The sequence below is a fragment of the Vibrio sp. Of14-4 genome (genome assembly GCF_022347625.1).
Classification (GTDB): domain Bacteria; phylum Pseudomonadota; class Gammaproteobacteria; order Enterobacterales; family Vibrionaceae; genus Vibrio; species Vibrio pristinus.
The window spans coordinates 34688-49462 of record NZ_JAKRGI010000002.1 but is presented as its reverse complement, the minus strand read 5'-3'; the positions used below and the strand labels follow the sequence as shown (position 1 = coordinate 49462).

The 14775-nt window shown below is 40.3% G+C and carries 13 protein-coding genes; 11 read left to right on the top strand and 2 right to left on the bottom strand.

Going from position 1 to position 14775, the window contains the following annotated elements:
* Positions 1–208: 208 nt before the first annotated feature.
* The 7 genes from MHN79_RS02445 to ompW all read left to right on the top strand — a co-directional run bounded on the left by MHN79_RS02445 (position 209) and on the right by ompW (position 7932).
* Complete coding sequence (locus tag MHN79_RS02445) at positions 209–532, top strand: (2Fe-2S)-binding protein (RefSeq protein ID WP_239171565.1); 324 nt, start codon at positions 209–211, stop codon at positions 530–532.
* Complete coding sequence (locus tag MHN79_RS02440; RefSeq protein WP_239171564.1) at positions 525–1910, top strand: FAD/NAD(P)-binding oxidoreductase; 1386 nt, start codon at positions 525–527, stop codon at positions 1908–1910. The genes MHN79_RS02445 and MHN79_RS02440 overlap by 8 nt, the downstream gene beginning before the upstream one ends.
* The gene (locus tag MHN79_RS02435; RefSeq protein ID WP_275435916.1) at positions 1907–3160 is read left to right on the top strand and encodes an FAD-dependent oxidoreductase; all 1254 of its coding nucleotides are present in this window, start codon (positions 1907–1909) and stop codon (positions 3158–3160) included. The genes MHN79_RS02440 and MHN79_RS02435 overlap by 4 nt, the downstream gene beginning before the upstream one ends.
* Positions 3161–3442: 282 nt before the next feature.
* Entirely contained in the window at positions 3443–3757 is a 315-nt protein-coding gene (locus MHN79_RS02430) for an isoamylase early set domain-containing protein (protein WP_114783979.1), read from the top strand.
* 199 nt (positions 3758–3956) lie between these two features.
* Complete coding sequence (locus MHN79_RS02425) at positions 3957–5213, top strand: peptidoglycan DD-metalloendopeptidase family protein (RefSeq protein WP_239171563.1); 1257 nt, start codon at positions 3957–3959, stop codon at positions 5211–5213.
* A gap of 290 nt (positions 5214–5503) precedes the next feature.
* Positions 5504–7132, top strand: a complete 1629-nt coding sequence (locus MHN79_RS02420) for a methyl-accepting chemotaxis protein (RefSeq protein ID WP_239171562.1) — start codon at positions 5504–5506, stop codon at positions 7130–7132.
* Between the two features lie 152 nt (positions 7133–7284).
* Positions 7285–7932 carry an outer membrane protein OmpW gene (gene ompW, locus MHN79_RS02415; RefSeq protein ID WP_239171561.1) on the top strand — a complete coding sequence of 216 codons (648 nt, stop codon included), beginning with the start codon at positions 7285–7287 and terminating at the stop codon, positions 7930–7932.
* Between the two features lie 83 nt (positions 7933–8015).
* On the opposite strand, the gene MHN79_RS02410 is transcribed toward ompW, so the two are convergent.
* Complete coding sequence (locus MHN79_RS02410; protein WP_239171560.1) at positions 8016–8495, bottom strand: hotdog domain-containing protein; 480 nt, start codon at positions 8493–8495, stop codon at positions 8016–8018.
* Between the two features lie 374 nt (positions 8496–8869).
* Between MHN79_RS02410 and MHN79_RS02405 the strand changes: the two genes are divergently transcribed.
* A complete protein-coding gene (locus MHN79_RS02405) occupies positions 8870–10567 on the top strand; it encodes a S8 family peptidase (RefSeq protein WP_239171559.1) in 1698 nt (565 codons plus the stop codon).
* A gap of 50 nt (positions 10568–10617) precedes the next feature.
* On the opposite strand, the gene MHN79_RS02400 is transcribed toward MHN79_RS02405, so the two are convergent.
* Positions 10618–11328 carry an SDR family NAD(P)-dependent oxidoreductase gene (locus MHN79_RS02400; protein ID WP_239171558.1) on the bottom strand — a complete coding sequence of 237 codons (711 nt, stop codon included), beginning with the start codon at positions 11326–11328 and terminating at the stop codon, positions 10618–10620.
* A 915-nt stretch (positions 11329–12243) separates the two neighbouring features.
* Between MHN79_RS02400 and MHN79_RS02395 the strand changes: the two genes are divergently transcribed.
* From MHN79_RS02395 to MHN79_RS02385, 3 genes are all read left to right on the top strand, one after another.
* Positions 12244–12846: a nitroreductase family protein gene (locus MHN79_RS02395; RefSeq protein ID WP_239171557.1), complete on the top strand. Its 603-nt coding sequence runs from the start codon at positions 12244–12246 to the stop codon at positions 12844–12846.
* 191 nt (positions 12847–13037) lie between these two features.
* Entirely contained in the window at positions 13038–13988 is a 951-nt protein-coding gene (locus MHN79_RS02390) for a LysR family transcriptional regulator (RefSeq protein WP_205395142.1), read from the top strand.
* A gap of 205 nt (positions 13989–14193) precedes the next feature.
* Entirely contained in the window at positions 14194–14769 is a 576-nt protein-coding gene (locus tag MHN79_RS02385; protein WP_239171780.1) for a cysteine dioxygenase family protein, read from the top strand.
* Positions 14770–14775: the final 6 nt, after the last annotated feature.

The window sequence follows — 14775 nt, the reverse complement described above, 5'->3', positions numbered from 1 at the left end:
GTGCAGAGATTTCCCCATCGTCTGCACCTGCTATCCCACCTTTCTCACGCCTTTATTTCTCCCTATGTTGAGTTTTCACACAACAAATAACCATTCGATTTGTGATGAAATTTTGCTAATCAAAACTCAATGGTATTTGAGCATTTAACTTACATTTTGTGTGGGTATTATAGTACAAGCTTTGTTGCCTTTTGCTTTGGAGACATCGATGAAACCGACTACGAAACGACATCAAGACATTACCGAAGTGCTCGATAAGCCATTCACCATTCGAGTGGATGGGAAACCGATCCCAGCCGTTGAAGGCGAAAGTGTCCTCAGTGCTTTACTTGCATCAAATATACGTCAGTTTATGACTAACGATTATGGCACTAGCTCTGGCCCCTATTGTGGAATGGGCGTTTGCCATTGTTGCCTATTGCATGTTAATGGCCGTTTTAAGCAACGAGCCTGCCAAACTCTAGTGAAACCTGATATGGAGATAGAAACCAACCGCAATCAGGTATTAGAGAAGGGGAAGAACCATGGGTAAGAAAGTCGTTATTGTTGGAGCTGGACCTGCTGGAATATCAGCGGCCACTGAACTTGCCAAATTTGGTGTGCACACCACTGTGATTGATGAAGCGCCAAAAGTAGGTGGTGTAATCTATCGTGGTCCTTTGCGAAAAAACCATGATTTGCCTCACTTAGACACTAAGCTCAAAAAAGCTATGGATAAATTGCAGGAGGATTATCGTAGTAACGCTTCATATATTGACCTTAAAACTCAAACGAAAGTCTTGGGGCCTTTAGCTGATAGAACCTTACTCGTTAGCCACGATGGTAAGTTATCACAGGTTGATTATGACTATTTGTTGTTGGCTACAGGTTGTCAAGAACGCAGTATTCCTTTTCCTGGGTGGCAACTACCCGGGGTAATGCTTCTTGGTGCTATCCAACTTCAGCTAAAAAGTGGTTTAGTCAGACCTGGTAAAAAACTGGTGATCACAGGTACAGGGCCATTGCTTATTTTGGTTGCCTGTCAGTTGCATAAAGCCGGTTGTCAGATAGACGCGATTTATGAAGCGGCGAAGTTTTCTTCGATTGCAAAGGAAACAATCGCTATCTTAAATCGACCTCAACAGGCACTGGATGGATTATCTATGATGTTGTATCTAAAGCAACATGATATTTCCCTCCATTATGGCTGGGGGCTAGTTAAAGCAGAGGGAGAGGGACAATTGCAGCAGGTCACTGTCGCTCCTTACGATGATAATTGGTGCCCTGATCATTCTAAGGCTGTAAAACATAATGTTGATACCTTAGGAGTCGGGTATGGCTTTGCAGCACGTTCTCAGTTAGCTCAACTTATCGGGCTTGAGATTCAATACGATCATATGAGTGGTGCTATACCCTGCGTTGATGAATGGCAACGTAGTAGTCAGGATAACATTTATTGTGCTGGCGATAGTGCAAAAATTGCAGGTGCTGATGCTGCTGCTCTTGAAGGAAACATAGCGGCTAAAGCAATTGCCTCTGAGCTCAGTAAATTGGGGCGTTTGGATGCCCAACAACATATTTCAGAGATGCGGAAACGTTTAGCGCGCTTGTATCGCTTTCGTGAAGCTTTTGACAATGTTGGCCATAGAGAACTCGGCTTACTCTCGTTACCAGACGAAGATACGGTGATATGTCGTTGTGAGCAGGTGAAGCGAAAAGCGATTGATGACGCCATCCAGCAAGGGTGCAGAGATATTGTGACCTTGAAAATGCGCACCCGTATAACTATGGGTGATTGCCAAGGAAAAACCTGCGCGCATTACTGCTATGACAGGCTTAAAAAAGAGGGCTTAGCCGCTGAGCAAGGCATGGTTCGCCCGAGGTTTCCTCTTGATCCTATCCCATTTTCTGCTTTGGAGGATAAATCATGAAAACCTATGATGTTGTTATTTGCGGTGGTGGTGTTATTGGTGCTTCGATAGCCTATTTCTTGAGTAGAGAAAAAGATCTTAATATTGCGCTTGTAGATTACAAATACCCAGGTAATGCTTCACGAGCGTCAGCTGGTGGTTTATGGGCAATGGGCGAATCAACTGGGCTAGGTTGCGGGGTGATTTTATTCAAAACCTTATCTAAACAGATGCAAGAATCGGGATCTGATATCGCGCCTAAAATGCAGCCCCATATCATGCCTAAATCATTTTTTGATATGGCAATGATGTCAAATGCTATGTATCCCAAATTATATAATGAGCTGATAGAGAATCATGGTGTTGACTTTAAGTTTGAGCAAACCGGTCTTAAGTTTCTTATGTTTGACCAGTATGATCGTATGTATGCTGAACAAATAGCCGCCGCAGTTCCAGATAGACATCAGCATGTTCGATGGTTGAGTCAAAGTGAGCTGCACTCAGAAGAGCCGAATGTATCTACACAGGCAATTGGCGCGATGGAGTTTGATTGCGACCATCAAATAAATCCTTACCGCCTTAATGAAGCGTATCTTGAAGCTGCAAGACAAAATGGCGTTGAACTTTATCTAAACACCAAAGTTACAGGAATTGAAAAGCATCAAAGTTGTATAACAGCGGTTGAAACGGAGCACGGAAAATTGCCCTGCAAAGTCATGATTAACGCCGCTGGAGCTTGGGCTGAGAATATCAGCCGCTGGGCAACCGGTTACGATCTGCCGGTTTTTCCTGTCAAAGGCCAAGTTATCATCACTGAAAAACTCCCCAAATTGCTTAATGGTTGTTTGACTACCAGCGATTGTTATATTGCTCAAAAAGACAATGGTGAGATATTGATTGGTTCGACAACCGAGGAGCGGGGTTTTGATACAACCAATGATATAAAATACATCAAGCAACTTGGGTTGGGCGCTATGAAGTCGATACCTGCTCTCAAAGACATGAACATCAAGCGTTGCTGGGCAGGGCTTAGGCCCGGCTCACCTGATGAACTACCAATTATTGGCTCTGTACCGGGTACTGAAGGGTATTTTAATGCTTGCGGACACTTTCGCACCGGTATGTTGACTTCAGCAATTACAGGGAAAATTTTGAATGAACTTGTCAGAGAGCGGCCAACGTGTGTCGACATATCGGCATTCTCGTACCAGCGTTTTCTCAACAAAAAGGGAGAAATGGTGGGCAAGTATCACCTAGACCATGCTCTATAGCTATTCTCAGCTTTGGCTCAAGAGTCAGTTAAGTCTGGCTCTTACGCCAATCGAATGAAAACGTTAAACTTAGAGTGTTAATTTTATCGTATCCAGTCTTTTTCTGATTACCTCAAACAGCGTGACACACAGCCTATGCTATTGATCATTATGGGCGTTATTAATCCACAAACATTTAAACAACGTGAATCTGGTCAAGCAATTAGACAAGCAGCGAAAGTGTCAGACACTATACTTTTCGAGTTTGTCGTGGAAATAACAGTCCCCAAAATGGAGTAGCTCATGATTAATAAGCGTTTTTTTAAGACTAAGGATGAGGTGGAAGTGACTTTCGAGCTGTCGGCTACGCAAGTGCGTGAGTCTGTTTCGATTGTGGCTGACTTCTCAGGTTGGCAGCCTATGGCGATGAAAAAAGTCAATAAATCAAAATCCTATAAGTTTAAAACGCGGTTACCTAAGGACAATCATTTTGAATTTCGTTACTTAATTGATGGTCACCTTTGGGTGAATGACCCGAATGCAGATAAATACCAACCTAATGGATTTGGTTCCGATAATGGTTTAGTTTCAACTTTTCATAACCTTGAATTAAATTGACAAAATGATATTTTTATCAAAAATAGGTATTGAGAACATAGGTTGGCTGGTCTCTTTTTGATTTAATAATGACAATCAGAAGGTGACAAGCCTCCCAGAAATACGTAATCTTAGTCTTTTGTTTTAACCATGTATAGGTCAAAGTGTGCAACCCAATAGTTTGAGATCCCGTTTTAGAGAGCTCTCTAAATCGAGAAAGATGATACTTTTGAGTCTTCCTATTGTTGCTGCATTGGTTATGTCTGCAACAAATAATACCAGTCAAAGTAAACGTACAATTCACCTTTCTATACAGGAATCGAGCCTTGTAAGTGACCAAAATAATCAGGCAGAGATAGTTCGTGACGTACCAGATTATGAGTACATCATAAAGAGAGGAGATAACCTCAGTACTATTTTTGATCAGCTCGGCTTTGGTTATAGTGAACTGATGAAAATCATGGAAACGGACCTAAACTACTTGGCATTAGATACCTTGAAGCCCGGCAACACTCTGAGGTTTTGGCGAGATGCTGATACGAAGCGTCTGGCTAAAATGGAATTGGAATTCAGTATCGTTGACAGAGCCGTCTATAAGTTACTCGATGATGGTAGCTACGCATTTAACGAAGTGAAGATTCCTGGGATATGGAAAGAACATGCATTAGTTGGAGAAATTGCGGGCAGCTTTTCTCAGTCCTTACATCGTGTAGGCTTAGGCAGTAGCGAAAATGAGCAAATCGTTACTTTGTTGAAAGATAAACTTAATTTTTCCAGAGACCTCCGTGCTGGAGACGTGTTTGAAGTTGTTCTATCGAAGCAATATGTTGGAGATATAGATACAGGAAATAAAGAACTGCAAGCGGTAAAAATTTATAACCGTGGCCGTGAAATTACTGCCTATTTGCATTCAGATGGGCAGTACTATGATAAAAATGGCAACAGTTTACAAAGAGCTTTTCAGCGCAAGCCAGTCAGTGGACACTATCGCCTGAGTTCAAACTTTAATCCAACCAGAAAGCACCCAGTAACGGGTCGAATTGCTCCTCACAATGGCACAGATTGGGCGACTCCGACTGGAACGCCGATTCAAGCTACGGGTGATGGCGTAGTTATCATGACTCGCAAGCACCCTTATGCGGGGAATTATGTAGTGATTCAACATGGAAGCCGCTATAAAACTCGCTACCTGCATTTAAGCAAAATTTTGGTCAGCAAAGGTCAAAAAGTATCTCGCGGGCAGCGGATTGGTTTGTCAGGTTCTACAGGTCGTGTAACAGGTCCACATATTCATTATGAGTTGATTGACCGAGGCCGAGCTGTTAATGCGATGACGGCTAATATACCTATGGCAAGCTCGGTTCCAAAAAGTGAAATGTTAGCATTTAAAGCACGCCGTGATGAGTTAGACATTATGTTGAGGCAGCAAGAAATTCAGCTTGCTGGCCATGCAGCATCCGAACCAACGGCAGGTTAACACTCGAAAGGTAGTTGTTACACTGAGATTGTCATTGAGCAAGAAAAGCTGAAACAATCAGTGAATGACTAATTTAATTGTTGATATAGAAGCGCACACATTGCCCAGCAATGTGTGCGTTTTTTGTTATCTTTAATAAACTAAAAGGTAGTGCCGCTATTTATAGTCTGATAGTGAGCGTAAATTGTTCATAATTTGATATAAATGATGTTCATTTTGTAGTCTCAGTATTACAGGTAGCCATTTATCGACTAGAATTATTGACTGAACCATCAATTAGGATTTGTTTTATGAAAATGTTGCAAAAACTGCCGACGAAAGTACTCATTTACAGTGCTCTCATTGTTGTCATTGTTGGGTTTGTGTCTGTTGCTATGTTGGCCAGTCAGTCAAATCAAAATGTAATGCTGAGCCAAAGTCAAGTTTCCAAGACTTATACAATTAAGGGCAAGCTAGATAGTTTGCTGGAACAAATCCTCAATATCGAAACTGGGTTTCGCGGTTATATGCTGACTAAGTCTCAAGGTTCTCTCATGCCATACAATCTAGGTGTAGAAAATATTGAGAAAGATATGAAGTATTTAGCGGATATCTTCATAAACAATCCTACTGATGATCAAACCAAACGCTTGAACGAGATCAGACGATTGTATGAAGAATGGAGAAGCGTCGAGATTGATAAGGGAATTCAGCTTAGAGGTTCGGCCAGTGATTCTGAAGTGCTCGATTTTATTCAGCAAGATCGCCGCAAGTACGTGGATGATATGCGGGTTATTTTCCAGCAGATTGATGGTGCGGAAGAAGCGTTTTTGCAAACTCGTTATAAGGCCCTTAAATCTTCTCTGTCCTCTTCGGTTTTCAACGTTATTTTATTGTCGGTAATCTCCTGCCTTGTATCAGGTTTGTTCCTTATGTTTATCAACCACTCGTTGGCAAAAAACATCGACGAAATGTCAACGGCTATAAAACAGCTTGCCAAGGGGGTGTTGAAACCTCTGCAGCTTGTCCCATCAAAAAATGAGTTTTTCAAAATCAAGCAGACTTATAACCAGTCAATTGATCAGCTTTCTCAGCTGATTAGGGAGCTAACAGAATCGTCAAATAACACCAATTCTGCATCTAGTCATCTAACTCAGCTGATGAAAAATACAGCGGATAATACTCAGGATGTGCTTAATCGAGTCGAGAGTATCTCCACAGCGATCAATGAGCTATCGAGCACCTCAAAAGAGGTGTCATCTAATGCGGTACAAGCTGAAGAAGAAACCAAGAAAGCGATCAGCAATGTGAAGAATGGTAACACAGCGTTAGATAAATCAATTGTGTTGACCCAAAACATCAACAAATCCGTCCAAGAAACAGCCAGTATGATTGAGGAGCTGAAAAATAGCGCGGTCAATATCGGTGAAGTGACCAATGTGATTAGTTCTATTTCAGAGCAAACTAATTTGCTGGCATTAAACGCCGCGATCGAAGCTGCGCGTGCTGGTGAGCAGGGACGCGGTTTCGCTGTGGTGGCCGATGAAGTTAGGCAGCTAGCGGGTAAGACACAAGAGTCTACGCAAAACATTCAAGAGATTATTACCAAACTCCAAGAGCAATCGGAGAAAGCCAATAACAATATGATCGCGAACGTAGCCTCAATACAGGAGTCTGTGGACTTATCTGATAACGTGAAGTCGTCGTTTGATGACATAGCAAATTCTGTCGAAGCCATTTCAGGTATCAATACCCTTGTTGCTACCGCTTCTCAGGAACAATACAGTGTGACAGAAGAGATATCTCAGAGCACGGTAACCATGTTTGATTTGGTTAATGAGAACGTTGGTGCAGTTGAACAAGCGAAGAGCTCTTCGTCAGACTTAGCGCTATTAGCAGACAAACAAAATACTGAGTTATCCTTCTTTAAGGTTGAGTAAAGCTGGCGTTTAAGCTCTTAAAAAAGATGCTGCCTAAGCCTTTAGTCGGCGTCTTTTGATTTTTATCAAAGTGGTTAATTTTATCTATGATAGCTTGTTCCCCAAAGGTATGAATTTCTGGTTCAACAAAAGAAGCCTTAAGGGATATCAAAATGAAAAAAGCACTATGTGGTCTTGCTGCTCTGACAGCTCTCGTATCTGGTAATGTCATGGCTCATCAAGAAGGAGACTTTATTGTTCGTGCAGGGGTTGCTACAGTTTCGCCTAATGATAGTAGTGGTGATGTACTCAACTCGTCGGGTAGCCATTTTTCCGTGGACTCTAACACTCAGCTTGGTTTAACTTTTGGGTATATGTTTACCGACAACATCAGTTTTGAAGTACTTGCAGCGACACCATTTTCTCATAAGATTTCAACTAATCATAATAATCTTGGTGAAATCGCTGAAACCAAACATTTACCACCCACTTTTATGCTTGAATACTATTTTGGTAATGCAGATAGTGAGATCCGCCCTTATGTTGGCGCAGGTATAAACTACACTATGTTTTTTGACGAAGAATTAAATGGTAGGGGTAAAGGCGCTGGTTTAAGTGATTTGTCTCTTGATGATTCATGGGGGTTAGCGGCCAATGTCGGTATCGACTACATGATAAACGAAGATTGGTTCCTTAACGCTTCGGTGTGGTACGCTGATATTGATACGACAGCAAAGTATAAAGCAGGTGCAACCGAATACTCTACCGATGTAGAGATAGATCCGTGGGTATTTATGATTGGCGGCGGCTACAAATTTTAACTAAGGCTAACGCCCATACAAGATAAGAGCTTTTACTAAAAGAAAAAGCCAGTAACTTCTGAAGTTCTGGCTTTTGCTTTGAATTACTGTTTAGGCTCAAACCATTGGTTTGGGACTTTTACAGCAACAATTGTACTTTGACAGCACAGAGTGTCATCGGCAAATAAATCGCAGGAGAGTACAATCTTGCTCTCTTTCGCTTCTGAAATCGAAGCAACTAAGTGAACGTGGCTGTCCATTGGAACCGGTTTTGCGAATTTGACCTCTAAATTCCCAGTTGCAAACCACACTAACTCACCTTGTCCTATCTCTCTATCACGCATCAAATAGCCTTTGGCAATCGCAGTACACACACAGTGGCAATCAATTATGGTTGAAATGATGCCACCATTGAGAAAATGTAAAGGTCCGGCACTGTGGTGTGGTAATGGAGTAAAATCACATACAGATTGGTTTTCACCACTCCAGTAGCTTTGAATTTTTAGTCCTTGGTGATTCTGAGGTCCACAACCAAAACAATGGTTATTTGGGATTTGTTCTTGAAACGATCGTCTAAGCTCCATGCCTGCTCCTCAGATTTCAGTATTATAAAATTCAGTCACTTAAGTCGAATCTAGTTAAGCACGTTCCATATATTCTTCAAGTTAAAAATACAATTATGTGATGCTTTACGATTATTTCGAACTGCATAGAGGTAGAAACAAAGGATATTTATCCATATGTTATACAGTATTATGGAATAGCCTCTTTAAGGTTCTCTGTTATTAATTATAAAAACATATCTATCAATAGAATTTATCTCAAACTTTAAGAGATAAATGCCGACAATAGTGAGATCTTAATATCATTTAATTGATGATATGAATGATTTTATGCTCTTTGCATCTTATCGTTTTGTTCGCTTTTTAAGCGTTTAATTAAATAGGATGTAATTAAAATGAAAAATGGATATAAACTTTCTACGCTTGCCATCGCTATCATGGCGTCGGCGTCGGTCTCTGCGGGTATCACTGTTGAACCCAGTCCCTTTATCACAGATGTGAAGGGAAATATTATTGAAGATCATTCTCAGAAATCGATAAAGCCTGCTGCTTTCTCACCGATGAGTATGATGATTCCGCCTTCAGAGCAACGAGGCGACTGGTTCAATATGTCAGCGAATTACTCAAACCTTCAGGGTGTGGGTGCTGACTATGTGTATGAATCTATGCTTCCACCACTCAAACCTCAACCAGTGATTGTTGCGGTACTCGATTCTGGTGTTGATATTGAGCATGAGGATTTAAAAAACAAGCTGTGGACAAACAAAGATGAGATACCAGGTAATGGCATCGATGATGATGGAAATGGTTACATCGATGATATTCATGGCTGGAACTTTTTGGGTAACTCTTTGGGTGTAAACGTAGATCAAGATACCTTAGAGGTTACCAGAGAATACAAGAAGTATCTTGAGATGGTTGCAGAGCAAGAGTGGATTCCACCAAAAATGCTCGAATATTACAAAGGTGTAGAGGCTGACTATCAAAGCTCTGTGTCTAATTATCAAAATTTACTTGATAAAGTGGTTAAAGCCTCAGAAGAAGCTAATGGTTTTAAAGCCGCTATTCTAGAGTTGGTTGAGCATAAAGATTTTACTGTCGATGGTTTACAAATACTACTGACGAACTCAAACCCAGAAGTGGTGGAGGCGGCGAAGGGCTTGTTGGCTGTGTTTGAGTCATGGTATTCATTCGATTATCTCGAGTCTCGTAAGGTTCGCTACCAAACTTCCCTCGATTATCACTACAACTTAGAGCTTGATACACGCAAAGACATTGTTTTGGATGATATCGATAATGCGTGGGAAAAAGGTTACGGTAATAACGATGTAAAAGGTCCAGTTGGATCGCACGGTACACATGTTGCTGGAATTATTGCTGCTGAACGCCGAAATGGAATTGGTATTGATGGTATCGCCCAGTACGCTCAGATAATGGCAGTGCGCATGGTGCCAAATGGTGACGAAAGGGACAAAGACATTGCTAATGCTGTTCGTTATGCGGTCGATAACGGAGCAAAGATAATCAACATGAGTTTTGGTAAGAGTTACTCTCCACGAAAGTTTGTTGTTGATCACGCGTTTCGCTATGCTGCCCGTAAAGGTGTTCTAATCGTTCACTCGGCAGGTAACAGCCGTAATGATAATGATGTCAAACCAAGCTTCCCAAATAGATTTGCAAAACATCAGTGGTCCAAACCTATTTCAACATGGATGGATATCGGGGCTTCAGCAAAATATGCTGATGATGCCCTTGTCGCGAGCTTTAGTAACTACGGTCAGGAAACGGTTGATGTATTTGCCCCTGGGTATCGAGTTCTCTCTTCGACACCTGACAATACTTATTCCACATATAGTGGTACTAGTATGGCAGCACCAGTCGTTTCAGGAGTAGCAGCTATGGTATGGTCTCATTACCCTGATTTATCTGCAGTTGAGCTAAAAGAACTATTGATGACTAAGGCTCGTACTTATCCCGAACTTTTAGTTAAAAACCCAACAACCCCTGAAGATTTAGTGCCATTTAGTACTTTATCTATCTCTGGGGGCGTTGTTGACGCAGAAGCGATTTTTGATGAGCTTCAAAGTCGCTAATTTTATATCTCCCATTTTAAAGGGCTACTTTGAGTAGCCCTTTTTTGTCTCTATCTCTCCAAATCAATCACTTTACACCGTATAGGCAAAACTGACATCGCGGCTCCTGAAGACAGCTGACGAATAAAGTCCATTGCTTTGGTAACATCTGCTGTTTCAATTTTAAGCGCATTATCAATGCGACCGTCATTAGTCATGTCAGTATCGACGACACTCGGGCACAAGCAACATACCTTTATGTTATAGGGCAAAAGCTCCTCATATAGAGATTGGCTATAGCTTACTATTGCAGACTTAGTGGCTGAATAAGCCGCAATTTTCGATACAGGTGATAAACCTGCTGTTGAGCCAAGATTGTATATTTCCCCATATTTTTGATTGCACATTTTTTGTGCCACTGCATTACATACAATCATGGTCGAAGTGAGATTAACATTAACTAGATTGATGAGTTGAGAGGTAGAAATATCAATGTGGCCAGCTTCCAATACACCAGCACTACTGACAAGTATATCGATGGAATTCAGATCGGCTAAAATGGCTTGAATTGATGTGTCTACTTTTTCTGGATGAGAAAAATCTATGCTAAATGTTCTTATAGAGAGAGCGGGAAACGCTATACTGAGCTCAGAACTGAGTTTCTTTAGGTTCTCAGTGTTATGAGCGAGTAGCACTAAATTATAGCCTTGCTTAGCAAGGTAGTGAGATATGGTGTTCCCAATACCACGGCTAGCACCTGTGATGACTGCTGTTTTGGTCATAGTCTTTACTCTTTGGATCATATGCCTTTAATATCTATGGATAGACTACTAAACATTTCCACATAAAGTAATAGTTAGTTTATTCTTTTCCTTATTTACACATTTTCACAAAGGCTAACTTGTGAAAAATATATGATATATCTCAATGTACAGTCTAACTTACGAAATTTATATGATAATGGTCACCCATAAGTATATACATAAAATAGAAATCTATAAAATGGTAATATCTTTTGTAAATAATATTATATTTTTAATTAATTTTAACATTAATCTTTATTTAATATTAAAATTAATCCCATGCTTGTTTTTAATTATTATTATTACTTTTTAATACCTTATTATTAAGCCTTAATTATAATGTCTTAATTGACTTATTATTGATTTAAATATGCAATTGTTATGGTATCTAATAAGTTGACTTACTAGGCTTAAAGGAGTTAGTCTGTACAAAACATGTTGATTTTTTTGGATAAATATTCATTATGTGAATAAGGAAGAAGTTTTTTCTTAATTTCATTCGTCATACGAATTTCAATTGAGCGAAAAATTGTGTGAGAATGACCATGGAGAAATGATTACAGTAAATAATATGCATCAAAATTCTTTAAGCACTTCAATTCTTATGCTGATGGTTATGATCATATGGTATAAGTTAGTAAATGAAGACACTTTATTAAAACCGAGAATTTCTATTGTGATACTTAGCTACTTGAAGTTGATGCATACTGTTTGTATTAAAAATTCAGGTTCATTTATTATTAAGCTTGCTGGTTAGATGAACCAAACTCCATGATTTAGCTATGGCTATTGCGATAAGAATGACTTTCCTAGGTTAAATGAATAAAGCAATATTGCTCCCTATAGAGAAAGAAGAACAATTATCATTAAAAGAATATTAACATGGGAATGCTAATGAAAAATTCATTTCTGCTCCAGCTCGAAAGGAGACGTTCTGTATATTACTTGGGCAACTGTGTCACTCTCCCTAAGCGATATATCTCCGATCTGGTTAATAGAGCGATTAAGTTGTCGCCTTCGGTATTTAATTCTCAAAGTACACGTGTTGTCGTTCTATTCGGTAACCACCACTGCAAACTTTGGGCTCTGGTTAAATATGAGCTAAGTAAGGTTCAGGCGTCTGACGCACTAGATATAAGTCTGTCAAAAATTGATGCATGTTTTGCATCTGGCTTTGGTACGGTTCTCTTTTTTGAAGATATTGAAGTGATTAAACAGTTACAGCAACGCTATCCTGACGACTCTGACAGCATGGAAAGTTGGTCTGAACAAGCTAATGGTATGGCGCAGCTATCAGTTTGGGCAGCTTTAGCCGCCGAGAATATAGGTGCTTCTATACAACATTACAACCCAATTATTGATCAGGGTGTTGCGCAAGAGTGGAATATTCCTAGTACTTGGAAAATGATAGCTCAACTGCCTTTTGGCACTATAGAAAAGCGCCCTGAAGCGAAATCCATTATCAGTGATGAAGAGCGTTGCATTATCTATGAGTAGTTTGGAACGACGCCGACAGCGCGTTTTGAGTACCTGCTTACGCCTGGTTTTCAGCCTAATTTTGGAGGATAACGGAGCCAAGCATACCCACTCTATAAAAATTTGGAGTGCGCCCAAACTACAGCTCATACGGCGATAGGTGAATTGAAAGTAAGTTTGTTTTTTTATACTGTACAATGAGTTAAGTAATAATGCCGTTTACAAGCCCAAATATGAATTACCTAAGACGAGTTGACCTCAATCACTTAGTAACCTTACAGGCACTGCTGTCTGAAAAGCATATTTCTCGTGCTGCAATTCGGCTCAGTAAAAGTCAGCCTGCGGTTAGTCACTCTTTGGCCTATTTACGAAAAACCTTTGATGACCCTCTTTTGATCCGTCGAGCGGGGAAACTGGAATTAACGTCGAAAGCCGAAGAGCTTCTCCAGCCTTTAGAAGAAGCTCTCGCTCAATTGACCACTTTGTTTGAACCACCAGAGTTTTCGCCAAGGCTAGCCAATCGAACTTTCCGTATTGCGATGTCAGACTATGGTGTTAGGGTGCTTTTACCCAACTTATTGTCTCAAATACGGGCAATTGCTCCCAACATAAAATTTATTATAAAGCAGGGCAGTAGAGAGGCAATGATAGCCAGTGTTATGGATGGTGAGTGCGATATCGCCTTTGGGGTCTTTCCAGATATAGATAAGGAACTTCAAACAGAAACACTGTTTGAAGATGAGTTTATTTGTGTTGCCGATAAGTCAACACTTCCTGATTGTGGCTATTTAAGTTTATCAGCGTGGTTGTCTCGTTTTCACCTTCTTATCGCTCTTAAAGAGGGTGTTGATAATGAAATTGATAACTCTCTAAGTAAAATTGGACATAAGCGCAATATAAGTGTGATCCTTCCTCATTCGAGTATCGCTGGCGAGTTAGTGAGAGGTACGGACTTGATACTAACGGTAGCTAAGAGGACATTAGGAACATTGGAAAAGCAATCAGAATTGACTCTGTTTAGGCCGCCATTTCACATTGATTCGTTTAATTTTGATGCGATTTGGCACAAAAGAAAGGCAACGGACCCGAGTCATATTTGGCTTAGAAAAATGATTTATCATTCGCTGACGGTAAAGGTTACGCCTAATTCAGTGTGTGTTTGAAGGTATTATGTTCGGCCAATATTTCTATGAACTTTTTAGGTAAGTGTTATTTCTGTTTATTACTATAATTTTCCGATTAAAATCACCAAATTGAACTCTTTTTTGCACTTTTGATACATCGACATGTCTATTACATCATCATTTAGTAACAATAAAGCAACATTAAGACTTCGATGGGGAGGGAATCTTGCTAAATCCACAGACAATGACCTTACCAGCTCCAGCACTGGCTGCATTGCTTGATAGTGACTTTAGGCTCAGTTTTGCGTCTTTTATCGAACAGATTCAGTTAGTGAACAAACCGTTGTCGCTAGCAACAATTCGTTTCATACTAGAGCATGTCGATTTGCAAGATGATGAAATAAAATCATTAGCAAGTTTTGATGAAGAGAATTATTGTCGCAAGCGTTTATTTAAGAATCAGCACTGTGAAGTGTTGATTTTGAGCTGGCTGAATGGTCAAAGAAGTAAGATTCATGATCATCTCAATACAGCTTGTGGTGTTCGTGTGCTCAAGGGGGAGGCCACAGAAACCCTATTTGAAACGGCTGACAATGGTTACATTTATGCGGCTCAATCAACACATCACCGAGAGGGAAGTGTGACAGTGAGTATGGATAATGACATTCATCAAATTTCCAATTTACAGGCAGATGATAAACCTTTGGTCACATTACATGTTTATTCACCCCCGCTAAGTCAGTTTCATTTATATCAACTTGAAAAAGGCCAACCTGAGCTACTTGACTTGCAGCAAGACACGTGGTTTTACGAGATCTAACTTTCA